Consider the following 24,897-nt stretch of genomic DNA (forward strand, 5'->3'; position numbering starts at 1 on the left):
GGGTGCGGTGGGCGGAGGCGCGGGCGATGAGGACGTCGCCCTCCGCGGACTCGGCCGCCGGGGCGTAACCCATCTCGCGCAGCCGCTCCAGCAGCACCTCAGGCGGGGTCTGCGAGACCAGGATCGCCGGGGCCAGGCGGCGCAGCCTGAGGCCCTCGGAGCGGCGGTCGGCGAGGATCTCGGCGAGCAGCGCGTCGTCGTCGCAGCGGACGTACGCGGAGGCCGCGCCGATGCGCAACTGGCCGTGTTTACGGGCCACATCGTCGATCAGGTACGCGAGCGGCTGCGGCACCGGGGTGCGCGAGTGCGCGGCGAGGAAGTCGTGCAGCTCGGCGGCCGCCTTGCCGGCGTCCAGGGCGCGGCGGACGGAGGCGGGGGTGAAGCGGTAGACGGTCGCGCCGCCCTTCGACTCCACGTCGGCGAGGACCCCGAGCACCTCGGCGAGGGGGCGCTGGAGCGGACCGGGTGCCACCGCGGTGAGGTCGGCCTGGAGGAGGACGTGGTCCAGCGGCTCGGGGAGGAGGGGAGCGAGAGTGCGAGCGGCGGCCTCGGTGGCGGCGGCCAGCTCGGCACCGGTGAGCGCCAGGACGGCGGCGGCTGCGGGAGGCCCCAGCAGCGCCCGCCCCGGCGCGGACAGCGCGCCGCGGGCCGTAACGCCCAGCAACTCCGCCTCATCCAGCACCCATTGCGCCAGCCTGGTCCGCAGGTCCTGCCGCCCGTCCTCACCCGTCGGATCCCCCTGCCGCAGCGGCCGCTCCCAGCGCAGTCGCGCCAGCAGGGTCGCGCGGTCAGCGGCCACCCCCTCCGGCAGCCCCGCGAGCAGGCCGAGGACGCGGCGGCGGACGTCCGGGGCCGCGCCGCGGTCGAGGCCGTCGCCGAGGGCGGAGAGGGCGCGGCCCTTCGTGTCGCGGCCGCCGACGAGGCCGGGGACGCGGGTGGCGGTCAGCCAGGCGGTGGCCAGCGACGCCCAGCGGCGCTCGGCGGGCTGCCGCTGCCAGTCGTCGTACGCGGGGGTGGGCGCGTAGCGCTCGTCGGCCTCGCCGTCGGAGGCCACCAGGCCTGCCGCGAAGGCGAGTTCGACCCAGAAGGCGGCCAGCGGCTCGGAGCAGTCCAGCGCGACGGCGGTGCGCTTCAGGTCCCGTACGGCCAGGCCACCGGCGCGCAGCACGGGCGGCGGCTGGGCCGCCCAGCTGCCGACCAGGTCCTCGATCGCGTCGAGCGCGAGCAGCGCCTGCCCGGCGGCGGTCGCGTCCACGGTCGCCGGCTGATGCTCGTACGCGGCGGTGACCGGCGGCGGGAACGGCTCGACCGCGCGATGCGCCCGCCCACCGCGCAGGTGCAGCGCCGCCTCGCGCGGCAGCACGACATGCCCCGGCGACGTGGGCAGCAGCAGCCCGCGGTCGAGCAGCCAGCGCACCGGCGTCGCGGGCGAGGCGGAGACGGTGCCGTACGGCGGGCCCCAGACCAGGCGGTCGAGCAGGGCCATCGACTCGGGCGGCGCGGTGGCGAGCAGCTCGTCCATGCGGCGGCGGTCGGAGAACAGCCCGGCCAGCGACTCGGCCGCGGTCACCCCGTCGTGGGTGCCCGGCAGGCCGGCGGCTTCGAGGAGCTGCTGCAGCCGGTTCAGGGACATGCCGGCCGCCGCCTCCGCGACCGGCGGGCCGAGGCCGGTCGGCGGCGGCGGGCCGCCGGGGGCGGGCGAGAGCAGCTCGCGGGCGGTCCGGACGAGATGCAGCACGCCGCCCGCCTCGGCATCCGCGGCCTCCGGCCCCCACACCAGCGCGCGGGCGCGCAGCCGCCGGACCGCGCCGGGCAGCGCCTCGGTCACCTCGGGCGCGGCGTCCTCGCCCGCCATGAGGGCGTGCAGGGTCTCGTACGGGCACGGGTCCTGGGCCACCGCCAGGGCCTCGGCGGTCTGCAGCGCGAAGCGGTCGAGGCGCTCGACGGCGCGCAGGACGGAGGCGCGGGTGCCGGCCCGGGTGGCGAGCTGGGTGACGTCGTTCGGGACCGGCGACAGCAGGTCGGGGCGCAGGTGGAGGAGCTCCGCGAGCGCGTCGTCGGCGCGGGCGCGGAGGTCTTCGGCGAGGGTTCGCGGGGATGCGCCGATGGTCATCGATCCACAGTACTCGGCGGCGTACGGCCACGGCCGGAGGCCCGAATCGCGGTACGGTCGGTGGGTAAAGCCAACAGCGCGCTGCTGCAGGGGAATCGGGTGGGCATCGAGAGCGATCAGCTCGTTTACGACTATCTGAGCAAGGTGGGCGACATCGCGCAGCAGCGCGCGCTGTCGTCGGCGCAGCGGATGCGGCTGGTCACGGAGTTGCGCGCGAACATCGACCGGGTGCGGGCCGCCGAGGACGCGCAGACCGCGGACCAGGTCAAACGCATCCTCAAGCGCTTCGGCACCCCCGGCTCGGTGGTGGATTCCGTCGCCGAGGACCCCGGGCGCGGCGCGCCGGAGGTGGCGCCGGAGCCGCAGACCGCCGGGCGTGGCTTCTCGGTACGGTCCGTAAAGCTGCCCAAGGTCCCCAAGGTGCCCCGCCCGCGCCGGTCCGATCCGGAGCCGTCCGCGGCGCCCCGCAGCACCGCCGCCTCCCCGCCGCATCTGGCCGGTGAGGACGAGCTCGACCAGAGCGGCGCGGGGCCCGACTGGTGGCGGGTCGAGCCCGGGCCGCTGGACACGATGCCGGGGCAGAGTGTCGGCGATACGGTCCCGGGCTTCACCGGCGGCATCGAGGTGCCGGAGATCCTCAGGCCGCCGCCGAAGCAGGAGGACGAGCCCGTAAAGCTGCAGAAGCAGCGGGCCGCGGAGGAGGAAGCGGAGGAGGAGTACGAAGAGGAGGAGGCGGAGGACGACGCCGACGAGGAGTACGGCCGCGCCCGCCCCGTCCTCCACATCCTCCGCAGCGTCGGCCCGCTCGAACTGGTCGCCATCCTGTGCCTGCTGGCCGGCACCGTCACGGGTGTGTGGCTGGTGCTGGTGATCGGCTGGCTGCTGGTCTACGGGTCGCGGCGGCTGTCGCGTACCGAGGTGAAGATCGTCGTCTTCGGGGTGCCGGGGACGGTCGCCGTCGGCCTGCTGGTGTGGCTGTGGGGGCGGGCGGACGGCCGCTGGGGCGAGCCGCTGGCGGAGGACGCCTTCAACGCCGCGCTGACCGACGCCCTCCCGTGGGCGGTACGCGTCGCGGCTGTCGCCTCGGCCGCGCTGCTGTTCTGGCGGGCGAGACGAGATCAGCTCCGCTGAGGTGACACGAAGGGGTCTGGGGACTTCGCCCCCAGACCCCCGCGAGGCGACAGCTGCGCTGAGCCCTACTTCTTCGTCAGGTCCTTCTGCATCTCGTCGAGGATCTTGTTCGCGGCCGTGTAGCCGATGCCCTGCATCCACAGCTCGTCGTTGACGTGGAAGGCCTTGCCGTCCTTGACGGCCTTCATGTTCTTCCACAGCGGGCTCTTGAGGGCCTTGTCCTCGCCGGACTTCGCGGTGGAGCCGTACGACGTGTAGAAGATGACGTCCGCGTCCGCCTTGTCGATCTGCTCGGGGCTGACCTCGACGGTGAAGCCGGGGCGCTCGCCCTTGTCGGCCTGCTTGATGATCTCCTCGGGGCGGCTGACGCCCACGTCCTGCAGGATCGTGCCGATGTAGTTCTTGTCGGCGTAGATGCGGGTGTCCATGCCCTCCATGAAGCGGAGGACGTTGACCGTGGTGTCCTTCGCCTTCGCGGGGCCGCCGAGCGCCTTGTTGACGCTCTTGACGTGCTTGTCGTAGTCGGCGACGACCGTCTTGGCCTCGTCCTTCTTGCCGAGCGCCTCGGCGTGCAGCTCGAAGTTCTCCTTCCACGGGGCGCCGACCTCTTCGGCGAACACCGTGGGGGCGATCTCCTTGAGCTGGTCGTAGCGCTGGCCGTCGCGGAACTTGCTGCTGAGGATCAGGTCGGGCTTGAGGCCCGCGATGGTCTCCAGGTTGGGGTTGCCGATGGTGCCGACGTCCTTGATGCCCTCGACCTCGTCCTTGGGGAGGTAGTTGAGGAACTTCGACTCGACGTCGGCGCGGACGGCGCCGACCGGCTTCACGCCGAGGGTGATCGCCGAGTCCAGCTCGGGCGTGTCGAGGACGACGACGCGCTGCGGGTCGGTGGGCACCTTCACGTCGCCCATCGCGGTCTTGATGGTGTGGGTGGTGGAGTCCTTCTCGCCGGAACCGGACCCGGACCCGGAGTCCGAGTCGGAGCCGCAGGCCGCGAGCGAGACGGCGGCGGTGACGGCGAGGGCGCCCGCGGCGAGGCCGCGGCGGCGGGCGTTGGTGCGGAGCATCTTTACGGGCCTTTCGAGGGGGACGGGGTACGGCTGTGGGGGGTAAGCCTGGTTACTGCGCGTGCCACGGACGGCCGGGGACGACCAGCGGGCCGCCGGTGACGGGGTCGTCCACGATGACGGCGTCGAGGCCGAAGACCTCGCGCATCAGCTCGGGCGTGACGACCTTGCCGGGCGGACCCTCGGCGACGATCCGGCCGGACTTCATCGCCACTAGATGATCGGCATAGCGGGCGGCCTGGTTGAGGTCGTGCAGCACCGCGACGACCGTCCGGCCGTGCGGGCGGCGCTCGCCGGGGACGGCGAGCTGCCGGATCAGGTCGAGGACCTCGACCTGGTGGGAGATGTCGAGGTAGGTCGTCGGCTCGTCGAGGAGCAGCAGGTCGGTCTCCTGCGCGAGCGCCATCGCGATCCAGACCCGCTGCCGCTGGCCGCCGGACAGCTCGTCGACGGGGCGCTCGGCCAGTTCGGTGATGTCCGTATGCGCCATGGCGGTGGTCACGGCCGCCTCGTCCGCCTCCGACCACTGCTGCCACCAGCTCTGATGCGGCTGCCGGCCGCGGCCCACCAGGTCGCCGACGGTGATCGCCTCGGGCGCGGTCGGGGACTGCGGGAGCAGGCCGACGGTGCGGGCGATCTGCTTGGTGGGGAGCTTCGCCAGCTCCCGGCCGTCGAGCAGCACGGACCCGCCGCGCGGCTTGAGCAGCCGGCCGAGGGCGCGGAGGAGGGTGGACTTGCCGCAGCCGTTGGGGCCGACGACGACGGTGACCTTGCCGTCCGGGATGTCGACGTCGAGGCTCTCGACGACGACGCGTTCGTCGTACGCGAGGGTGAGGGCGCGGGCCGCGAGGCGGCTGGCCGGTGTGTCGATGGTGGTCATGCCTTGCCTCCGGTACGGCTCCTGACGATGAGCCACATCAGGTACGGCGCCCCGATCGCCGCCGTCAGCACGCCGACGGGCAGCTCGGTGGGCGCGAAGAGCTTGCGCGCGAGGATGTCGGCCGCGGTCACGATCAGCGCCCCCATCAGCGCCGACGACAGCAGCGGGATCTGTGCCGTCCGGGTCAGCCGGCGGGCGATCTGCGGGGCGAGCAGCGCGACGAAGTCCACGGGCCCGGCGGCGCCGGTGGCGACGGAGGCGAGGACGACGCCGAGGAGGACGAGGCCGAGGCGGGTGCGTTGCAGGCGTACGCCCAGGGCCGTCGCGGTGTCGTCGTCGAGCGAGACGGTGCGCTGGGCGCGGGCCGCCCAGAACAGGAAGGGGAGGGCGATCAGCAGCGTCCACAGCAGCGGCCTAGACGCGTCCCAGCCGCGGCCGTTGAGCGACCCGGTCAGCCACACCTTGGCCTGCTGCGCCATCAGCGCGTCGCCCTTGGTGAGGAAGAGCTGGGTGACGGACTTCAGCGCGACGGCGAAGCCGATGCCGATGAGCACGAACCGCGCGGCGTGCAGCCCACCACGCCAGGCGAAGACGTAGACGAGCGCGGCGGCGACGAGCCCGCCGGTGACGGAGAGCCAGGGCAGGACGGCGTACGAGCCGATGCCGTACGTCATCGCGCCGACGGTGAGCGCGGAGGCGCCCTGGGAGACGCCGATGATGTCCGGGCTGGCGAGGGGGTTGCGGGCGACGGTCTGGATGAGCGCACCGGCGATCCCGAAGGCGAGGCCGACGAGGAGGCCGGTGACGAGGCGGGGGAGACGGAGGGTGCCGACGACCAGCTCGTTGGGATTGTCCTGGCCGAGGACGACCTGCACGACGTCGCCCGGGGCGACCCAGGTCTCGCCGACGGAGAGGGAGAGGACGGAGACGGCGGCGGTGAGGACGGCGAGGGTGAGGGCGACGGCCGTGGCGCGGCGGTGCACGAGGAAGGAGGCCTGGCCGCGCCGTGCGAGGCCGTAACCGGCGGGGCGAGCGGCTGCAGACTTGGCGGCGGTGAGGGGCGTGCCGGTCACCGGGCCACCCCCTTTACCTTCGCGCACACACAGCAACTGGCGGGTGGGTGGGCCCGTCAGTCGTCAGGCTGCTCCGTGTCCGGGCGGATGTCGATGCGCCAGCCCGTCAGCCGCGCCGCGAGCCGCGCGTTCTGGCCTTCCTTGCCGATCGCCAGCGACAGCTGATAGTCCGGCACCGTCACCCGCGCCGACCGCGCCGCCTCGTCCACGACCTCGACCTTGCTGACCCGCGCCGGAGACAGGGCATTCGCCACCAGCTCCGCCGGCTCGTCCGACCAGTCGACGATGTCGATCTTCTCGCCGCCCAGCTCCGCCATGACATTGCGCACACGGCCGCCCATCGGCCCGATGCACGCGCCCTTGGCGTTCAGCCCGGACCGCGTCGAGCGCACCGCGATCTTCGTACGGTGACCGGCCTCCCGCGCGATCGCGGAGATCTCCACGGAGCCGTCCGCGATCTCCGGCACCTCCAGCGCGAAGAGCTTCTTCACCAGATTCGGGTGCGTACGGGACAGCGTCACCGACGGCCCCCGCACCCCCTTCGCCACCCGCACCACATACGTGCGCAGCCGCGCCCCGTGCTTGTAGTCCTCGCCGGGGACCTGCTCCTGCACCGGCAGGATCGCCTCGAGCTTGCCGATGTCGACCAGGACGTTGTTCGGGTCCCGGCCCTGCTGGACGACGCCCATGACGACGTCGCCCTCGCGGCCCGCGTACTCGCCGAAGGTGACTTCCTCCTCGGCGTCGCGCAGCCGCTGCAGGATGACCTGCTTGGCGGTGGTCGCCGCGATGCGGCCGAAGCCCGACGGCGTGTCGTCGAACTCCTGGGGCTCCTGCCCCTCCTCCAGGTCGTCCGCGTCTTCCTTCGCCCACACCGTCACATGGCCGGTCTCGCGGTTCAGCTCCACGCGGGCACGCTGGCGGCTGCCGTCCGTGCGGTGGTAGGCGATCAGCAGCGCGGACTCGATGGCCTCGACGAGCAGGTCGAAGGAGATCTCCTTCTCCCGCACCAGACCGCGCAGCGCGCTCATGTCGATGTCCACGGCTACGCCCCTTCTTCCTCGGTGTCCTTCGGGGACTTGCGGTTGAACTCCAGCTCGACACGCGCCTTCGCGATCTCGTCGAAGGCCACCCGGCGGGCCTTGGGCTTGCGCCCCTTCACACCCGGGATCTCCAGATCCAGACCGTCGTCGTCCACCGCGGTGATACGGGCGACGAGCTCCTCGCCCTCGTGCAGCTGCAGCTTGATCAGCCGGCCGGTGGCGCGGTGGTAGTGGCGGAGCTCGGTGAGCGGCCGCTCGGCTCCGGGGGACGTCACCTCGAGCACGTAGGGCGCGTCGCCCAGGGGCTCCTTCGCGTCCAGCACCTCGGAGATCGCCCGGCTCAGCTCGGCGCAGGCGTCCAGCTCCACCCCGTCGTCCGAGTCGACCACCACGCGCAGGACCCGGCGCTTCCCGGCGGGTGTCACCTCGATCTCCTCGAGATCGAGGGAGCGCTCGTGCACGAGCGGTTCAAGCAGTTCGCGCAGCCTCTCGCTCTGGGTGGTGCTCATCCGGGTGACTCCTCGGCCGCGTGTGCTGTTGTCGTGGGTGTGTGCGGCTTTGCTGCCGCAGGGTGCGTGTCAGGTCAAAGGGTATCCGCTCCACGACCTGGGCGGCGCCCACAGGTACGCTCGGGTCGTGCTGATCAAGGTTTCCGCCCGCAGGAGCGTGCTCAAGGCCGCGGTGGCCGCGGGCGCTGTTGGGGTCGTCGGCTGCTCGTCGCCCGGCGAGCGCGCCGCCGCGCCCAGTCCCTCCGCGGAGCTGCGGATGCGCAAGCAGGCCGCGCGGGCGTCCGGCGAGCTGATGCGGCGTTACGACGCGACGGTCGAGGCGCACCCGGACCTGGCCGAGCCGCTCATCCCGCTGCGCAACGACGTCGCGGCGCATGTGACGGCGTTCGCGGGGAAGGGCAGGGACCGGAAGACGGCGTCACCGTCCGGCAAACCCGGCAAGGCCTCCCCGTCGCCGACGCCCGCGGCGCCCGACGTACCCGACGACCCGAAGAAGGCCCTGGCCCGGCTCGCCGAGGCCGAGCGGAGCACCGCCGACGCGCACACCGAGGCGCTGGCCGAGGCGCCCGGCGAGCTGGCCCGGCTGCTGGCCTCGGTGGCCGCGGCCGGCGCGGGGCACGCCTACGTGCTGGCGGAGGTGGACGCGTGAGCGGCGACGAGCTGACGGCCCGGAGCGCGGCGGAGGCCGCGCTGCGCGGGGAACATGCCGCGGTGTACGGGTACGGCGTGGTCGGCGCCCGGATCGACGGCGACCGGCAGGAGGAGGCCCGTACCGCCTACGACGCGCACCGCGCGCGGCGGGACGCGATGGCCCGGGTGGTACGCGATCTCGGCGGGAAGCCGAAGCCCGCGGCGGCGGCGTACGCGCTGCCGTTCGCGGTGCCCGACGCCGCGGCCGCGGTGCGCCTCGCCGCCGAGCTGGAGGACCGGCTCGCCGGGGTCTACGCCGATCTGGTGCGGGCCGGCGACGGGAATGTGCGCGCGGACGCCGCGGCGGCGCTGCGCGAAGCGGCGGTCCGGGCGGTGCGGTGGCGCGGGGCGGGCGTAGCCTTCCCGGGGCTGGCGGAGCGCGCGCAGGGCGCCGCGGCGCCGCCCTCGCGGGGGTCGCGGGGCGGCGGCGACGGTACGGATCAGGGATCAGGACCGGATTCGGAGTACGACCCGAGTGGGTCCGAGTCGCAGCCGGGTACAGAGCCCGGAGCGGGCGAGTGGTCGGAGCCCGGGGCCGGCGCCGATCCGGCGTGACCGGCAGACCAGCAGCAGGTACGGCGGGATCGTGAGGCAGTGGCAGAAGAAGCGTCGTCAAGGGCATCCGCGGGGCGGCCGACGCCCGGTCTGAAGCCGCCGCAGCGCCTCGAGCGCGCGGTGGCGGAGGCGGCGGGGCCCGGCGCCGCGGCCGCGCAGGAGTGGCTCAGCGGGCTGCCGGCGCTGGCTTCCGGGTATCTCCAGAAGTGGCAGCTCACCCCCGAGCGGGTGCAGACGCCCGGGGGACGCAGCTCGCTCGTGGTGCTGGTCCGGCAGGAGGACGGCACGCCCGCCGCACTGAAGCTCACCCGGCCTGCTGCCGGGCACGAGCAGGAGCATGCCGCGCTCGCCCGCTGGGACGGGCGGGCGGCGGTGCGGCTGCTGCGGTCGGTGCCGGCGGACGGGGTGCTGCTGCTGGAGCGGCTGCGGCCGGATGTCAGCCTGCGGTCGCTGCCGGAGGCGAAGGCGATGCTGGAGGCGGCGAACACGCTGCAGCGGCTGTGGCTGGAACCGGAGCCGGGGGACGCGGACTTCGCGACCGTGACCGCCCGCACGGACCGGCAGGCGGAGCTGCTGCGGCGGTGGCGGGAGGGGCCGGATGCCGGGGCCGAGGTGGTGCTGATCGACGAGGCGCTGGCGCACCAGGAGGCGCTGACCGCGGCGGCGGAGGGCGACTCCGCCGGGCCCGTATCGCTGCTGCACGGGGACTATCACCAGGGGCAGGTGCTGGCCGCGGAGCGGGCGCCGTGGCTGGCGATCGATCCGCGGCCGGTGGTGGGTGAGCGGGCGTACGACCTGGCGTGGCTGGTGCGGGACCGGCTGGACACGCTGATCGGGTCGCCGGGGGCGGCGGCCGCGGCGCGGCGGCGGGTCGGGCGGCTTTCGGATCTGCTGGAGGTGGACCGGGAGCGGCTGCGGGCGTGGACGCAGTTCCGGTGCGTGGCGGCGGGGGTGGCCGCGCTCGCGGACCGGGACCGGCGGGGCGGGGAGCTGCTGCTGGAATTCGCCGGGTTGCTGTAAGGGCGGTCAACTAGGCTTCGTCGGCATGCGCTTGCCCAGGTGGGTCCTCATTGTCGTCGCCGTCGTGGTCGCCGGTGCGATCGCGGGTACGGTCCTGCTGCTCACCGCCGATGACGAGCATCAAGGTGCCAAGGACGAGGTGCGGGCCTTCCTCGACGACTGGGGTGCGAAGAAGGACGACCGGGCCGCGCGGCGGACCGACGATCCCAAGGCGGCGGCCGATCTGCTCGAGTCCGTGCGGCGGAATCTCGCGCCGAAGAAGGCCGAGTTCGAGCTCGCGGGCGATGCCCGGGAGGTGAAGGGCGGGGGCGTCGCGGTCCCGTACCGGGCCGCGATGGAGCTCGACACCATCGGGCCTTGGGAGTACGCCGGCGAGGCCGTCGCCGAGCCGCACGGGGACGGGTGGCGAGTGCGGTGGGAGCCGCGGGCGCTGCATCCGAAGCTCCGGGCGCATCAGACCCTGGTGCTCAGCAAGAAGCGGGCCGAGCGGGCGCCGATCCTGGCCTCCGGCGGGGCGCCGCTGGCCGCGGACGGGAAGGTGTGGGAGGTCTCGATCTGGCCGGCGAAGCTGAGCCGTCCCGACGACGCGTACGAGGCGCTGGACGACCTTGATGCCGGGATCGACATTCCGGACCTGAAGAAGCGGGTGAAGGCCGGGAAGGAGAAGAATCCGGACGCGTCCATCCCGGTCGTGACGCTGCGGAACGCCGCGTATCAGAAGGCCAAGGGCGAGCTGCTGGACCTTCCCGGGCTGCAGTTCCGGGACTCGCGGCAGCCGGTGGCGTATCGCGCCAAGGCGCTGGTCGGGTCGGTGACGCCGGGGAGCGAGAAGGGGGCTTCCGGGCTGCAGGCGCGCTACGACAAGCAGTTGCGCGCTTCGCCGGCGGCCGAGGTGGTGACCGCCGACCGCGAGACCGGGCAGCCCAAGCGCACCCTCGCCAAGCGCGCGGCCGGGCATGGGACGGCGGTGCGGACGACCATCGACCCCGCGCTGCAGGCGGCCGCGGAGGGGGCGGTCGGCAAGGTGAAGAAGAGCGCGTCGCTGGTGGCCGTGCGGCCGAGTGACGGGCGGATCCTCGCCGTGGCCGACAACTCCGGGGCGGAGCGGGCCCTGAGCGGCCGCTATCCGCCGGGCTCCACCTTCAAGGTGGTGACGACCGCCGCGCTGCTCCAGAAGGGCGTCAGCGGCGGTACGCGGGTGGACTGCCCGAAGTACGAGACGGTGTCCGGGCAGCGGTTCGAGAACCAGGACGAGTTCGACCTGCCCAAGGGCACCACCTTCGAGCAGTCCTTCGCCAAGTCCTGCAATACGGCCTTCATCGGGCTCCGCGACAAGCTCGGCGACGGCAGCCTCACCGACGCCGCCAAGGCCTTCGGGATCGGCGGCGAATGGCAGGTGGGGGCGACCACCTTCGACGGCAGCGTGCCGACGCCGAAGAGCGAGAACGAGAAGGCCGCGTCGATGATCGGGCAGGGCCGGGTGGAGGCGAGCCCGCTGGTGATGGCATCGGTGGCGGCCACGGTGAAGGAGGGCGGCTTCCGGCAGCCCGTGCTCGTACCGGAGGCGGCGAAGAAGCGCTACGAGGCGCCCGCGAAGCTCGACCCGAAGGCCGCGGGGCAGCTGCGGTCGCTGATGCGCAAGGTCGTCACGGACGGGTCGGGCTCGGCGCTCAAGGGGCTGCCGGGCACGCCGCACGCCAAGACCGGGACGGCGGAGTTCGGCACCGACAAGCCGCCGAAAACGCATGCCTGGATGACCGGCTTCCTCGGCGACCAGGACCTGGCCTTCGCGGTGCTGATCGAGGACGGCGGCTCGGGCGGGAAGGACGCCGGGCCGGTGCTGGCGGACTTCTTGGAGCGCAAGGGGTAGGGCCTGGCTCTAAGGTCTCAGGCGGCTTCCGGGAGCTCCTCCGCGGGCGCCTCCTCGTGGCGTACGGACAGCTCCAGCTCGTTGTCCTTGAGGTCGGCGACGATCGTGTCGCCGGGCTCCGCCTCGCCGCTCAGCAGGATGGACGCGATCCGGTTGTCCAGCTCCGTCTGGAGCGTGCGGCGGAGCGGCCGGGCGCCGAACTCGGGCTGGTGGCCGAGGGCGACCAGGCGCTTCTTCGCGGCCTCGGTGACCTCGAGCTCCAGGCCCTGGGCCCGGACCCGGCGGCGGCTCTTCTCCAGCAGCAGGTCGATGATGGTCGACAACTCGCCCTCCCCGAGGCCGTGGAAGATGATGATCTCGTCGATGCGGTTGAGGAATTCGGGGAGGAAGCGGCCGCGCAGATCCTCCATCAACTCGTCCTTGATCTCGCTCACATCGCCGTGGTGCGCGAGGATCCGCTGCGCCCCGATGTTGGACGTCATGATCACGACGGTGTTGCGGAAGTCGACCGTACGCCCCTGGGCATCGGTCAGCCGCCCGTCGTCCAGGACCTGCAGGAGGGCCGAGAAGACGTCCGGGTGCGCCTTCTCCACCTCGTCGAAGAGCAGCACGCTGTACGGCTGCCGGCGGACCTTCTCGGTCAGCTGGCCGGCCTCCTCGTGCCCCACGTATCCGGGCGGCGCACCCACCAGCCGCGACACGGTGTGCTTCTCCTGGAACTCGCTCATGTCGAACCGGATCATCCTGCTCTCGTCCCCGAAGAGCAGCTCTGCCAGGGCCTTCGCCAGCTCGGTCTTGCCGACGCCGGTGGGCCCGAGGAAGAGGAAGGAGCCGACGGGCCGGTTCGGATCGCCCATCCCGGCCCGCCCGCGGCGCACCGCCTCGGAGACCGCCGTGACCGCCTCCTCCTGCCCCACCACCCGCGAGTGCAGCGCCTCTTCGAGCTTCAGCAGCTTGTCCTTCTCGCTGGCCGTCAGCTGCGCTACGGGGATGCCGGTGCGCCGGGAGAGGATGTCCGCGATATCCGCGGCGGTCACCGCCATCACGCCCTCGCGCCGCTCCTCGACCCCCGCCAGCTCCGCCTCGGCGTCGGCGATCTGCCGCTTGAGCTCGCTCGCCTTCGCGTAGTCCTCGGCGGTGACCGCCTCGTCCTTCTCCCGGGTCAGCTTGGCGAGTTTGTCCTCGCGGTCGGTGACCGCGCTGGACTTGCCGAGTGACTTCAGCCGCACCCGGGCGCCCGCCTGGTCGATCAGGTCGATGGCCTTGTCGGGCAGGAAGCGGTCGGAGACGTAGCGGTCGGAGAGCTCGGCGGCCGCGGTGAGCGCCTCGTCGGCGAAGCGGACCTGGTGGTGGGCCTCGTACGCGTCCCGCAGGCCCTCCAGGATCTGGATGGTCTCCTCGACGCTCGGCTCCGGCACCATGACCGGCTGGAAGCGGCGCTCCAGGGCCGGGTCCTTCTCGATGTGCCTGCGGTACTCGTCGATCGTGGTGGCGCCGACGACGTGCAGCTCGCCGCGGGCGAGGGCGGGCTTGAGCATGTTCCCCGCGTCCATGGCGGAGTCGCCGCCGCTGCCGGCGCCGACCACCGTGTGCAGCTCGTCGATGAAGAGGATCGTGTCCTCGGCGGCCTTCACCTCGTCGATGACGTTCTTCAGCCGCTCCTCGAACTCGCCGCGGTACTTCGACCCGGCGACCAGACCCGCCAGGTCGAGGCCGATCACCCGCTTGTCCTCGAGGGTCTTGGGCACCTCACCGGCGACGATCCGCTGCGCGAGCCCCTCGACGATGGCGGTCTTGCCGACGCCGGGCTCGCCGATCAGCACGGGATTGTTCTTCGACCTGCGCGACAGGATCTCGACGGTCTGCTCGATCTCCTCGGCGCGGCCCACGACCGGGTCGAGCTTGCCGGACTTGGCCTCCTCGGTGAGGTCGCGGCCGTATTCGTCGAGGGTCGGGGTCTCGCTGTTCTCGGGGCGGGACGACGGCACGCCCTCCGCCCGCGACGCCTTGTCGGTGGCCTTGGAGAGCTTCGCGGGATCGGTCCCGTACGCCTCCAGCAGCCGGCCCGCGCCGGAGGCCGGGTCGTCGAGGAGGGCGCCGAGGATGTGCTCGGGCCCGATGTACGACACGCCCGCCGCCTGGGACCTGGCGTGGGCGGCGATCAGCACCCGCTTCGCCGCCGGCGTCAGGCCCGGCTCGGACGACGGTGTGCCGCCCTCCCCGGGCAGCACCCGCTCGATGTCGGCGCCGAGCTGCTCGGGGTCGGCGCCCGCCTGCCGCAGCACGCTGCGCGCCGGCTCCACCTGGGTGCACGCCCACAGCAGATGCTCGGTGTCCAGGTCCTCGCTGCCGTCCTGCTGCGCCCGCTGCTGCGCGGTGCCGATCAGCTCGCGCGCGGAGTCGGTGAGCAGCCGCCCGATCGGCACCCGCTGCACCTGGGGCGGGGCGGAGCCCGGGGCCATCCCGAAGAAGCGGTTGAGGATCTCCGAGAACGGGTCCTGGGAGCCGTAGGAGCCGAAGGGCGGCATCGAGGTCATGGCCTCAGGGAAACAAGGCCGCCACCCGGCCGCAAAAGCTGCGCTGCGACCGGGTTAACAGCCCGCCGCAGGTCAGGCGGTCAGCCGCCGCACCGCCTCGTCGATCTCGAGCTCCTCGCTGGTGCCGCCGCGGCGGTTCTTCAGCTCCACGATCCCGTCATCGATCCGCCGCCCGACCACCAGCGTCCGCGGCACCCCGAGCAGTTCGGCGTCGGTGAACTTCACGCCGGGCGACGCGTTCCGGTCGTCGACGACCACCCGCAGCCCGAGCCCGGCGAGCCGCTCGCCGACCTCCAGCGCGGCCTCGATCTGCTTGGCCTTACCGGCCGCGACGACATGCACGTCGTACGGGGCGATCTCGTCGGGCCAGCACAGCCCCTTCTCGTCGCTGTGCTGCTCGGCGAGCGCGGCGACGGCACGGGAGACGCCGATCCCGTACGAGCCCATGGTGACGCGGGCGGGCTTGCCGTTCTGGCCGAGGACGTCGAAGCGGTACGCGTCGGCGTACTTCCGGCCGAGCTGGAAGATGTGCCCGATCTCGATCGCCCGGTCGAGCCGCAGCCCGGCGCCGCACTTGGGGCAGGGGTCGCCGTTCTGCACGACCACGACGTCCACGTACTGGTCGACCTCGAAGTCCCGGCCGCAGACGACATTGCGGGCGTGCGTGTCCGGTTTGTTGGCACCGGTGATCCAGGAGGTCCCGGGAGCGATCCGGGGGTCGGCGAGGTAGCGGATCTTGCCGAGGCCCTGCGGCCCCACGTATCCGCGCACCAGCTCGGGCCGTCCGGCGAAGTCCTCGGCGGTGACGATGTCGACCTCGGCGGGCGCCAGCAGCTCGGCGAGCTTGCCCATGTCCACCTCGCGGTCGCCGGGCACGCCGACGGCGGTGATCTCGCCGTCCACCTTCACGAGGAGGTTCTTCAGCGTCGCGGAGGCGGGCACGCCGAGGTGCTCGGCGAGGGTCTCGATGGTGGGGGTGTCCGGGGTGTCGAGCTCCTCGACGGGGCCGTGCGCGCTGCCGTCCACGGCGGCGACCTCGGTCCGCACCGCCTCCGTATTGGCGGCGTAGTCGCACGCGGGGCAGTCCGCGAAGGTGTCCTCCCCGGCCGCGGCCGGGGCGAGGAACTCCTCGGAGGCCGAGCCGCCCATCGCCCCGGAAATGGCCGAGCAGATCCGGTAGTCGAGGCCGAGCCGCTCGAAGATCCGCTGGTAGGCGGCCCGGTGCAGCGCGTACGAGGCGGCCAGGCCCTCGTCCGTGGCGTCGAAGGAGTACGAGTCCTTCATCTGGAACTCGCGGCCGCGCAGAATCCCGGAGCGGGGGCGGGCCTCGTCCCGGTACTTGGTCTGGATCTGGTAGAGGATCGCGGGCAGATCCTTGTACGAGGAGATCTGCTCCTGGGCGACCTGGGTGAACAGCTCCTCGTGCGTCGGGCCGAGCACGTAGTCGGTGCCCTTGCGGTCCTTGAGCTGGAAAAGGAGGTCGCCGTACTCGTCGGCGCGCCCGCTGTCCTCGTAGATCTCCCGCGGCAGCAGGGCAGGCAGCAGCACTTCCTGCCCGCCGATGGCGTCCATCTCCTCGCGCACGACCCGGGTGACGTTCTCGAGGACCTTCTTGCCGAGCGGCAGCCAGCTGTAGACCCCGGCGGCGGCGCGGCGCACGTATCCGGCGCGGACCAGCAGCTTGTGGCTGGCGGTCTCGGCGTCGGCCGGGGCGTCGCGGAGGGTCTTCAGCATCATCTGGGACATGCGCTGGGCGCGGGGGGTGCGGGAGCTCATGCCCGGGAGGTTAGCCGGAGGCGGGCCCGCGCCGGAAATGCGTATCACCGGCGGAGCGGCAGCTCGGCTCCCATCACCACGTATGGGGCGGGTGCCGACGGGCTGCATCTCCCGGGGGCCGACCCCCGGACCCCCAGCCGATCCCGGGCTCATGCCCGCCGCAGCGGCAGCTCGGCTCCCATCACCACGTAAGGGGCGGGCGCCGACGGGAAGATCACTCTGCGTGCCAGGTCCTGGTAGCCCAGCTGCCAGTACAGCCGGCGGGCCGGGCTCTCCACGTCGATCGCCGACAGGATCGACTTGGGTTCGACGGCCGTGTCGGTGATCTCGGTGATCAGCCGGCGGCCGATCCCGCGCTTCTGGAACGCCGGGTGGACATGCAGCTCGGTGATGACGAAGGCGTCGTCGAGCCACCGCTCGCTGCCGGTTTCGCGCAGATACGGCTGCACCACCGTCGACCACCAATAGACCCGGTTGTTCGGCATCCCGTAGACGAACCCGGCCAGCCGCCCCTCGGCGGTCGTGGCGCCGAGCGCCCGCACCCCCGCATTGGCGGCATGCCGCAGGACGACATGCCGGCGCACGCCGATCTCGTCGTCACTGAGACCGAAGGCGAGCGCCTGCACGGCCAAGGCGTCATCGACGCGGGCAGCGAGGTCCAGGGGGCCGATGACGACGTCGTCCATGGCCGCGCATGCTATCTCCTCGCGGAGCGCTGCGGCGGCGCACCGCCCGGGTCGATGGGACGGCGGCCAAAGACCGCCCTGAATAAGCCCGTCCGGCGCTTGAGGACTTCGCGCGAAGCGCGAATGCCGCGCCGCAGGCGCGAACCCGGGGCGGCCGCGAAAGCTAGAAAAGCACGCTCATGAAAGCGCCGACTTCGCGGAAGCCCACGCGCCGGTACGCGGCCCGCGCCGCCGTGTTGTAGTCGTTGACGTAGAGGCTCACCACCGGTGCCACCTCGCGCAGCGCGAAGCGCAGGACCGCGGTCAGGCCTGTCTCCGAGAGGCCGCGGCCGCGGTGTTCTGGGGCCACCCAGACGCCCTGGATCTGGCAGGCGTGGGAGGTCGCGGCGCCGATCTCCGCCTTGAAGACGACCTGGCCGTTCTCGACCCGGGCGAAGGAGCGGCCGGAGCCCACCAGCTCGGCGACCCGGGCCTGGTACATCAGCCCGCCGTCGCCCGCCATCGGCGAGATCCCGACCTCCTCGGTGAACATCGCCACGCACGCCGGCATGATCATGTCCATCTCGTCCTTGCGGACCCGACGTACCAGCGGATCGGGCCGGACGCCGGCCGGCATCTCCGTGGCCACCATCAGCGGCTGGTGCCCCCGCACCTCCCGCGCCGGACCCCAGCTCGGCTCCAGCAGCGACCACAGGTCGGTGGTGGGCCCGACAGGACCGACGATCGACGAGCACCGCCGCCCCGCCCGCAGCGCCCGCTCCGCGAATCCCCTGACCGCCGCCGGCACCGCGCACACCGGCACCAGGTTCGCCCCGGCGTAGCACAGCGACTGCAGCTTGCCCTCGGCGTCGTACCAGCCCCACATCTCGCCGCCGAGCCGCCACGGGTCCAGACCCGCGACCTCCACCCGCGCGGCGACGAAGGCGTTCGCGACCGGGTCGCGGTCGAGCACCGCGCGCGCGGCATCGAGGTCGCCGGGTTCCAGCACCCGGGTCTCACCGGTCGTCAACACAGCCGCACTGTACCCGCACGAAGGGTGTACGCGCGCGTCGCAACGGGGCCGCTCAGCTGACGCTGACCTGCGGCTCCCCCGAGAGAACGCCATCCTTCTCCATCTGCTCGGCGATCTTCATCGCCTCGTCGATGAGGGTCTCGACGATCTTCGACTCGGGCACGGTCTTGATCACCTCGCCCTTGACGAAGATCTGGCCCTTGCCATTGCCGGAGGCGACGCCCAGGTCGGCCTCGCGGGCCTCGCCCGGGCCGTTGACGACGCAGCCCATGACGGCGACGCGCAGCGGCACCTCCATGCCGTCCAGACCGGCGCTGACCTCGTCGGCGAGCTTGTAGACGTCCACCTGGGCGCGGCCGCAGGACGGGCAGGAGACGATCTCCAGGCGGCGCTGGCGCAGGCCGAGCGACTCCAGGATCTGGATGCCGACCTTGCACTCCTCGGCCGGCGGCGCGGACAGCGAGACGCGGATGGTGTCGCCGATGCCCTCGCTCAGCAGCGCGCCGAAGGCGACCGCCGACTTGATGGTGCCCTGGAAGGCGGGGCCGGCCTCGGTCACGCCGAGATGCAGCGGGTAGTCGCACTGCGCGGCCAGCTGGCGGTAGGCGTTGACCATGACCACGGGGTCGTTGTGCTTCACCGAGATCTTGATGTCCCGGAAGCCGTGCTCCTCGAAGAGCGAGCACTCCCACAGCGCGGATTCGACCAGCGCCTCGGGGGTGGCCTTGCCGTACTTCTCCAGCAGCCGCTTGTCGAGCGAGCCCGCGTTGACGCCGATACGGATCGGGGTGCCGGCCGCGGAGGCCGCCTGCGCGATCTGCTTGACCTGGTCGTCGAACTTCTTGATGTTGCCGGGGTTCACCCGCACCGCGGCGCAGCCGGCGTCGATCGCCGCGTACACGTACTTCGGCTGGAAATGGATGTCGGCGATCACCGGGATCTGCGACTTCTTCGCGATCACCGGCAGCGCGTCGGCGTCGTCCTGGGTCGGGCAGGCCACCCGGACGATCTCGCAGCCGGATGCCGTCAGCTCGGCGATCTGCTGCAGCGTGGCGCCGATGTCGGACGTCCGCGTGGTGGTCATCGACTGGACCGACACGGGGGCGTCGCCGCCCACCGCAACCTTCCCGACCTGCAGCTTTCGGCTGACGCGACGGTCGGCGAGCTTCAGCGGCACGGACGGAATACCGAGCGAAACAGCAGTCATCTGGCGGCAACCCCAAGCATTCGTTTTCATCGCCCTGGGCGAGCGGGCTCAGCCTTCGAGGTTACGCCACGCCGATGACCGGAAGCACACGGCGCCATCAACATCACCGGATCTGTGGACGAACTGCGACAGTCACCGCCGTACCCCGGCTAACCGGTGAGCTTGACCGGATTGACCAGGTCCGCAACGAGCACCAGCAGCGTGAAGCAGATGCTGCATTCTCCCGGGGGATGACCCCCGGACCCCCAGCCGGACAAGCAGGTCGGCCGGGGTGCCCGGTGCGGATATCGCGGGGGAATCAGGCGATCCCGCTAACCCGTGAGCTTTACCGGATTGACCAGGTCCGCCACCAGCACCAGCAGCGTGAAGCAAATGAAGATTCCGGCCACCACGTAAGCCACCGGCATCAGCTTGGCGACGTCGAAGGGGCCGGGGTCCGGGCGGCGGAAGATCTTGGCTGCCTGGCGCCTGATCGACTCCCACAGGGCGCCCGCGATGTGGCCGCCGTCGAGTGGGAGCAGCGGGAGCATGTTGAAGAGGAAGAGCGACAGGTTGAAGCCGGCGACCAGCAGCAGCATGGAGGCCACCCGCTGCTCCGGCGGGATGTCCAGGTTCAGCACCTCGCCGCCGACCCGGGCCGCGCCGACGACACCGACCGGGGAGTCGTCCTTGCGCTCGCCGCCGTTGAAGGCGGCGTCCCACAGGTCGGGGATCTTGGACGGCAGCGCGATCAGCGCGTCCACGCCGTTGGCGACCATGTCGCCCATCCGCTCGACCGACTGGCCGAAGTCCTGCTGGACGACACCACGAGCAGGCGTGAAGCCGAGGAAGCCGGCGTCGACGTACTCGCCGTCGACGTACGAGCCGCGGCCGTCGGTCTTGGCGACCTGGTTCTTGATCAGGGTGGGGTGCAGGTCGACGAGCTTGCCGTCGCGCTCGACGGTGACGGTGGCCTTGCCGATGGTGCCGCGGATGTCGGACTGCAGGTCATCCCAGTCACCGACCTTGTTGCCGTTGAAGGCGACGATCCGGTCGCCCTTCTGCAGCCCCGCGGCCTTGGCGGGCGCGGCCGGGTCCTTGCCGGTGCACTTGCGGTCGGGGTCCTTGGAGACCACGGACTGCTGCAGCACGCAGTCGGAGACGGCGCCGACGGTGGTGGTCTGGGTCGTGATGCCGAAGGTCATCATGACGCCCATGAAGACCACGACCGCGAGGATCAGGTTCATGAACGGGCCCGCCAACATCACGATGACCCGCTTCCACGGGGCCCGGGTGTAGAAGAGCCTGGTCTCGTCGCCGGGCTTCAGCTCCTCGTACGCCGCCGCCCGGGCATCCTCGATCATCCCGCGGAACGGGGACGTGGACCGGGCCTGCATCTTCCCGTCCTTGCCGGGCGGGAACATGCCGATCATGCGGATGTAGCCGCCGAGCGGGATCGCCTTGATGCCGTACTCGGTGTCGCCCTTCCTCCGGGAGAAGATCGTCGGCCCGAAGCCGACCATGTACTGCGGCACCCGGATGCCGAACATCTTGGCCGTGGAGAGGTGGCCGAGCTCGTGCCAGGCGATGGAGACCAGCAGGCCCACGGCGAAGACGACGATGCCGAGGATCGTCATGAAGGTGGTCATCCGCGCGCCTCCGCTGTCTGCAGACCTGCGAGCTCCCGGGCGCGCGCCCGCGCCCACGTCTCCGCTTCCAGGACGTCCGCCACGGTGAGCGAGGTTCCCGCACCTCTCGTAGCAGGAGCCCCGTGCTCGGTGACGACTTCCGTCACAGTGTCCATGATTCCGTTGAAGGGCAACCGGCCGTCGAGGAAAGCCGCCACGCACTCCTCGTTCGCGGCGTTGAAGACCGCCGGCGCGGTGCCACCCAGCGAGCCTACGTGGCAGGCGAGCGGGACGGAGGGGAAAGCCTTCTCGTCGAGCGGGAAGAACTCCCACGTCGAGGCGGTACTCCAGTCGAAGGCGGGCCCGGCGTCCGGCACCCGGTCCGGCCAGCCCATGCCGAGCGCGATCGGCAGCCGCATGTCCGGCGGGCCGGCCTGCGCGAGGGTGGAGCCGTCGGTGAACTCCACCATGGAGTGCACGTAGGACTGCGGGTGCACGACGACCTCGATGCGGTCGAAGGGCACGTCGAAGAGCAGATGCGCCTCGATGACCTCCAGGCCCTTGTTCACCAGGGTGGAGGAGTTGATCGTGACGACCGGGCCCATGCTCCAGGTGGGGTGCGCGAGCGCCTGCTCCGGCGTTACGGACTCCAGCTGCTCCCGCGTACGCCCCCGGAAGGGGCCGCCGGAGGCGGTGACGACGAGCTTGCGTACCTCGGCGCGGGTGCCGCCGAGCAGCGCCTGGAAGAGGGCGGAGTGCTCGGAGTCGACCGGGATGATCTGCCCTGGCTTGGCGACGGCCTTCACCAGCGGGCCGCCGACGATGAGCGACTCCTTGTTGGCGAGCGCGAGGGTCCGGCCCGCCTCCAGGGCGGCGAGCGTCGGGGCGAGGCCGATGGAGCCGGTGATGCCGTTGAGGACGGTGTGGCAGTCGGACGCGGCCAGTTCGGTGGCGGCGTCAGGTCCCGCCAGCACCTGCGGCAGCGGCTCGGTCCCGTACTCCCCCCGCAGCGCCTCCCGCAGCTCGTCCGCCTTGCCCGCGTCGGCGACTGCGACCGTACCCACCCCGAGCTGCCGCGCCTGCTCCGCCAGCAGCCCGACCCGGCCGCCGGCGGCGGACAGGGCCGTCACCCGGAAGCGGTCGGGATTGCGCAGAACGATGTCCACGGCCTGGGTGCCGATGGAGCCGGTCGAGCCGAGGATCACGATCTCCCGCGGGCCGCCATCGGTGGTGGCGGGCGGGTGCAGACGAGGGTCAGCGAGAGGCGCTGGGCGGTCGCTCATGCCCCCATTGTGGCGGGTCGGGCCGCCCGGACCGGCACGGCCCGCGCATTTGACAGGTAACCAAATGGTTGCCAATCTGAAGTCGAAGGGGGTCGGTGGTGATGGACGAGGTGTTCAAGGCGCTCGCCGACGCGAGCCGCCGGCGGCTGCTGGACCGGCTGAACGAGCGGAACGGGCAGACGCTGCGCGAGCTCTGCGACGGCCTGGCGATGAGCAGGCAGGCGGTGAGCAAGCACCTGGGGGTGCTGGCGGCCGCCGGGCTGGTCAACGCCGTGAAGAGCGGCCGGGAGAAGCACCACTACCTCAACCCCGTCCCCATCCACGAGATCGCCGACCGCTGGATCGGCCGGTACGAGCGGGGCCGGATGGCCGCGCTCGGCAATCTGAAGAACGCCCTGGAAGGAACGGCGATGAGCAAGCCCGCGTACGTCTACACGATCTACATCCACACCACGCCCGAGAAGCTCTGGGAGGGGCTGACCAGCCCGGAGTTCCTGAAGCAGTACCACGGCGGCTACGCGCCGTCCTCGGACTGGAAGACCGGCTCGAAGGTGCTGTGGCCGGTCGAGGACGGCGGCGAGCCGCAGGACCTCGGCCAGGTCGTCACCGAATCGGTGCCGGGCAAGCGGCTGGCCTACACCTGGCACACGCTGCAGCCGATGCACCAGGAGATGTTCGGCATGAGCGACGAGGAGTTCACGGAGGCGGTGAAGGAGCGCTCGCAGGTGGCCTTCGATATCGAGCCGGCCGAGGTGCCGGAGGCGGGTGTGAAGCTGACCATCACCCACGACGGCTTCACCTCGGCCGACTCGAAGATGCTCGAGGGCGTCAGCGGCGGCTGGACCATGATGATGTCGGAGCTGAAGTCGATCCTCGAGAAGGCCTGAGCCTTCAGCGGATCGGGCGGCGTACGTTCTCCTTTTCCGACGGTCCCGGGGTCGCGTCCGCGATCCAGGGGCCGTCGCCGGAGAGATCGACGACGCCCTCCTCCAGCCAGGTGTACGCGCCGCCGAGCACGCCCTTGACCACCTTGCGGTCGAGGTCGTCGGTGTTGTTCCAGAGCCTGGCGAAGAGCTCGTCGACGCGGATCCTGGCCTGCCGGCAGAAGACGTCCGCCAGTTGGTACGCCTGGCGGCCGTGGTCCTCCGTCGTGCGGAGCAGCTCGGCCCGTACGCACGCGGCGCTCATCGCGAACAGCTCGGCGCCGATGTCGACGACGCGGCCGAGGAAGCCCTGCTTGGTCTCCATCTTTCCCTGCCACCGCGACATGGCGTAGAAGGTCGAGCGGGCCAGCTTGCGGGCGTTGCGCTCGACGAAGCGGAGGTGGGTGGAGAGGTCCGGGTGCCCGGCGGGGTGGAAGTCCGCGTAGGTGCGCGGGACCTGGCCCTTGCCGGCGACCAGCTTCGGCAGCCAGCGGGCGTAGAAGCCGCCGGCCTTCGCCGCCGCCCGCCCCTTGTCGCCGAGCGACTTCTCCGGGTCGATCAGGTCGCCGGCGACCTTGAGGTGCGCGTCGACCGCCTCGCGGGCGATGAGGAGATGCATGATCTCGGTCGAGCCCTCGAAGATCCGGTTGATCCGGAGGTCCCTGACCACCTGCTCCGCCGGGACCGCCCGCTCGCCGCGGGCGGCCAGCGACGCCGCGGTCTCGTAGCCGCGGCCGCCGCGGATCTGCAGCAGCTCGTCGGCCATGAGCGAGGCCATCTCGGAGCCGTAGAGCTTGGCGAGGGCCGCCTCGATGCGGATGTCGTTGCGGTCCTCGTCGGCCATCTGCGAGGAGAGGTCGAGGACGGCCTCGAGGGCGAAGGTGGTGGCGGCGATGAAGGAGATCTTGGAGCCGACGGCCTCGTGCTTGGCTACGGGCCTCCCCCACTGCTCGCGCACGGCGCCCCATTCGCGGGCGATCTTCAGGCACCACTTGCCGGCGCCCGCGCACAGGGCGGGGAGGGAGAGGCGGCCGGTGTTGAGGGTCGTCAGCGCGATCTTCAGGCCCGCGCCCTCCGGGCCGATGCGGTTCGCGGCCGGGACCCGGACCTGGTGGAAGCGGGTGACGCCGTTCTCGATGCCGCGCAGGCCCATGAAGGCGTTGCGGTTCTCGACCGTGATGCCCGCGGAGTCGGCCTCGACGACGAAGGCGGTGATGCCGCCCTTGTGGCCCTCGGACTTGGGCACACGCGCCATGACGACGAGGAGGTCCGCGACGACGCCGTTGGTCGTCCAGAGCTTTACGCCGTCGAGGATGTAGTCGTCGCCGTCCGGCACGGCCGCGCAGGCCATCCGGGCCGGGTCGGAGCCCACGTCCGGCTCGGTGAGCAGGAAGGCGGTGATGTCCGTACGGGCGCAGCGGGGGAGGAACTTCTCCTTCTGCTCCTCGGTGCCGAAGATCTTCAGCGGCTGCGGTACGCCGATCGACTGATGGGCCGAGAGCAGCGCGCCGACGGCGGGATTGGCGGAGCCGACGAGGGCGAGGGCCTTGTTGTAGTACACCTGGGTGAGGCCGAGGCCGCCGTACTTGGTGTCGATCTTCATGCCGAGGGCGCCGAGCTCCTTGAGCCCGTTGATCGTCTCGTCGGGGATCTGTGACTCGCGCTCGATCCGGGCGTTGTCGATCTCCGTCTCGCAGAAGACCTTGAGCTTGGCGAGGAACTCCTCGCCGCGCTGGGCCGCCGCGTCCGTGGGCATGGGATGCGGGTGGATCAGGTCGAGGCGGAAGCGGCCCAGGAACAGTTCTTTGGCGAAGCTTGGCTTGCGCCAGTCCTGTTCCCGCGCCGCCTCCGCGACCTGTCGCGCCTCTTTCTCGGATACCTTCGCGGGCTCTTGCACCTCGGTCATGAGCTCAGC

At 71.9% G+C, this 24,897-nt stretch carries 19 protein-coding genes and 1 pseudogene; 6 read left to right on the top strand and 14 right to left on the bottom strand.

Features of this window, described 5'->3' with window-relative positions; genetic code table 11:
• On the bottom strand, window positions 1-2,113 hold a 2,113-nt coding region (locus G5C51_RS13165), incomplete at its 3' end, for a helicase-associated domain-containing protein (RefSeq protein ID WP_165236718.1).
• Window positions 2,114-2,173: 60 nt separating this feature from the next.
• On the opposite strand from G5C51_RS13165, the gene G5C51_RS13170 reads away from it, so the two are divergent.
• The gene (locus tag G5C51_RS13170) at window positions 2,174-3,244 is read left to right on the top strand and encodes a hypothetical protein (protein WP_338118122.1); all 1,071 of its coding nucleotides are present in this window, start codon (window positions 2,174-2,176) and stop codon (window positions 3,242-3,244) included.
• 65 nt (window positions 3,245-3,309) lie between these two features.
• Here the strand turns inward: G5C51_RS13170 and G5C51_RS13175 are convergent, their stop codons facing one another.
• The 5 genes from G5C51_RS13175 to rimP are packed head-to-tail and all read right to left on the bottom strand — an operon-like array spanning window position 3,310 to window position 7,816.
• Window positions 3,310-4,311: an ABC transporter substrate-binding protein gene (locus tag G5C51_RS13175; protein ID WP_165236720.1), complete on the bottom strand. Its 1,002-nt coding sequence runs from the start codon at window positions 4,309-4,311 to the stop codon at window positions 3,310-3,312.
• 52 nt (window positions 4,312-4,363) lie between these two features.
• Window positions 4,364-5,191 (bottom strand): ABC transporter ATP-binding protein, encoded by an 828-nt coding sequence (locus G5C51_RS13180; RefSeq protein WP_165236722.1) that lies wholly within the window; start codon window positions 5,189-5,191, stop codon window positions 4,364-4,366.
• Window positions 5,188-6,264 (bottom strand): iron chelate uptake ABC transporter family permease subunit, encoded by a 1,077-nt coding sequence (locus tag G5C51_RS13185; RefSeq protein WP_165236724.1) that lies wholly within the window; start codon window positions 6,262-6,264, stop codon window positions 5,188-5,190. Before G5C51_RS13185 ends, G5C51_RS13180 begins: the two co-directional genes overlap by 4 nt.
• A gap of 56 nt (window positions 6,265-6,320) precedes the next feature.
• Window positions 6,321-7,307 carry a transcription termination factor NusA gene (gene nusA, locus G5C51_RS13190; protein WP_165236726.1) on the bottom strand — a complete coding sequence of 329 codons (987 nt, stop codon included), beginning with the start codon at window positions 7,305-7,307 and terminating at the stop codon, window positions 6,321-6,323.
• Between the two features lie 2 nt (window positions 7,308-7,309).
• On the bottom strand, window positions 7,310-7,816 hold the full coding sequence (gene rimP / locus G5C51_RS13195; RefSeq protein ID WP_165236728.1) for a ribosome maturation factor RimP: 507 nt from the start codon (window positions 7,814-7,816) through the stop codon (window positions 7,310-7,312).
• A 127-nt stretch (window positions 7,817-7,943) separates the two neighbouring features.
• Here rimP and G5C51_RS13200 point away from each other — a divergent pair, with 127 nt between their 5' ends.
• The 4 genes and pseudogenes from G5C51_RS13200 (at window position 7,944) to G5C51_RS13215 (ending at window position 11,951) form a co-directional block, all read left to right on the top strand.
• Window positions 7,944-8,465: a hypothetical protein gene (locus tag G5C51_RS13200; RefSeq protein WP_338118123.1), complete on the top strand. Its 522-nt coding sequence runs from the start codon at window positions 7,944-7,946 to the stop codon at window positions 8,463-8,465.
• Between the two features lie 11 nt (window positions 8,466-8,476).
• A pseudogene (locus G5C51_RS13205) lies at window positions 8,477-8,908 on the top strand (ferritin-like domain-containing protein); the annotation flags it as partial.
• Window positions 8,909-9,100: 192 nt separating this feature from the next.
• A complete protein-coding gene (locus tag G5C51_RS13210; protein ID WP_338118124.1) occupies window positions 9,101-10,081 on the top strand; it encodes an aminoglycoside phosphotransferase family protein in 981 nt (326 codons plus the stop codon).
• 25 nt (window positions 10,082-10,106) lie between these two features.
• Entirely contained in the window at window positions 10,107-11,951 is a 1,845-nt protein-coding gene (locus G5C51_RS13215; RefSeq protein WP_165236730.1) for a penicillin-binding transpeptidase domain-containing protein, read from the top strand.
• A 17-nt stretch (window positions 11,952-11,968) separates the two neighbouring features.
• On the opposite strand, the gene G5C51_RS13220 is transcribed toward G5C51_RS13215, so the two are convergent.
• The 7 genes from G5C51_RS13220 to dxr form a co-directional block, all read right to left on the bottom strand.
• Entirely contained in the window at window positions 11,969-14,488 is a 2,520-nt protein-coding gene (locus G5C51_RS13220; protein ID WP_165236732.1) for an ATP-dependent Clp protease ATP-binding subunit, read from the bottom strand.
• A gap of 72 nt (window positions 14,489-14,560) precedes the next feature.
• A complete protein-coding gene (locus G5C51_RS13225; RefSeq protein WP_240929611.1) occupies window positions 14,561-16,264 on the bottom strand; it encodes a proline--tRNA ligase in 1,704 nt (567 codons plus the stop codon).
• Between the two features lie 149 nt (window positions 16,265-16,413).
• Window positions 16,414-16,950: a GNAT family N-acetyltransferase gene (locus tag G5C51_RS13230; RefSeq protein ID WP_165236734.1), complete on the bottom strand. Its 537-nt coding sequence runs from the start codon at window positions 16,948-16,950 to the stop codon at window positions 16,414-16,416.
• 163 nt (window positions 16,951-17,113) lie between these two features.
• Window positions 17,114-17,962, bottom strand: coding sequence for a GNAT family N-acetyltransferase (locus tag G5C51_RS13235; RefSeq protein WP_165236736.1), 849 nt, complete (start codon window positions 17,960-17,962; stop codon window positions 17,114-17,116).
• A 52-nt stretch (window positions 17,963-18,014) separates the two neighbouring features.
• Window positions 18,015-19,169, bottom strand: coding sequence for a flavodoxin-dependent (E)-4-hydroxy-3-methylbut-2-enyl-diphosphate synthase (gene ispG / locus G5C51_RS13240; RefSeq protein ID WP_165236738.1), 1,155 nt, complete (start codon window positions 19,167-19,169; stop codon window positions 18,015-18,017).
• Between the two features lie 311 nt (window positions 19,170-19,480).
• Complete coding sequence (locus G5C51_RS13245; RefSeq protein ID WP_165236740.1) at window positions 19,481-20,797, bottom strand: M50 family metallopeptidase; 1,317 nt, start codon at window positions 20,795-20,797, stop codon at window positions 19,481-19,483.
• Window positions 20,794-22,059: a 1-deoxy-D-xylulose-5-phosphate reductoisomerase gene (dxr, locus tag G5C51_RS13250; protein ID WP_165236742.1), complete on the bottom strand. Its 1,266-nt coding sequence runs from the start codon at window positions 22,057-22,059 to the stop codon at window positions 20,794-20,796. The genes G5C51_RS13245 and dxr overlap by 4 nt, the downstream gene beginning before the upstream one ends.
• 101 nt (window positions 22,060-22,160) lie before the next feature.
• Between dxr and G5C51_RS13255 the strand changes: the two genes are divergently transcribed.
• A complete protein-coding gene (locus G5C51_RS13255) occupies window positions 22,161-22,946 on the top strand; it encodes an ArsR/SmtB family transcription factor (RefSeq protein ID WP_165236744.1) in 786 nt (261 codons plus the stop codon).
• Window positions 22,947-22,950: 4 nt separating this feature from the next.
• On the opposite strand, the gene G5C51_RS13260 is transcribed toward G5C51_RS13255, so the two are convergent.
• Entirely contained in the window at window positions 22,951-24,888 is a 1,938-nt protein-coding gene (locus G5C51_RS13260) for an acyl-CoA dehydrogenase family protein (RefSeq protein ID WP_165236746.1), read from the bottom strand.
• Window positions 24,889-24,897 lie beyond the last annotated feature (9 nt).

It is taken from the genome of Streptomyces coryli, assembly GCF_011044975.1.
Taxonomy (GTDB): Bacteria; Actinomycetota; Actinomycetes; order Streptomycetales; family Streptomycetaceae; genus Streptomyces; species Streptomyces coryli.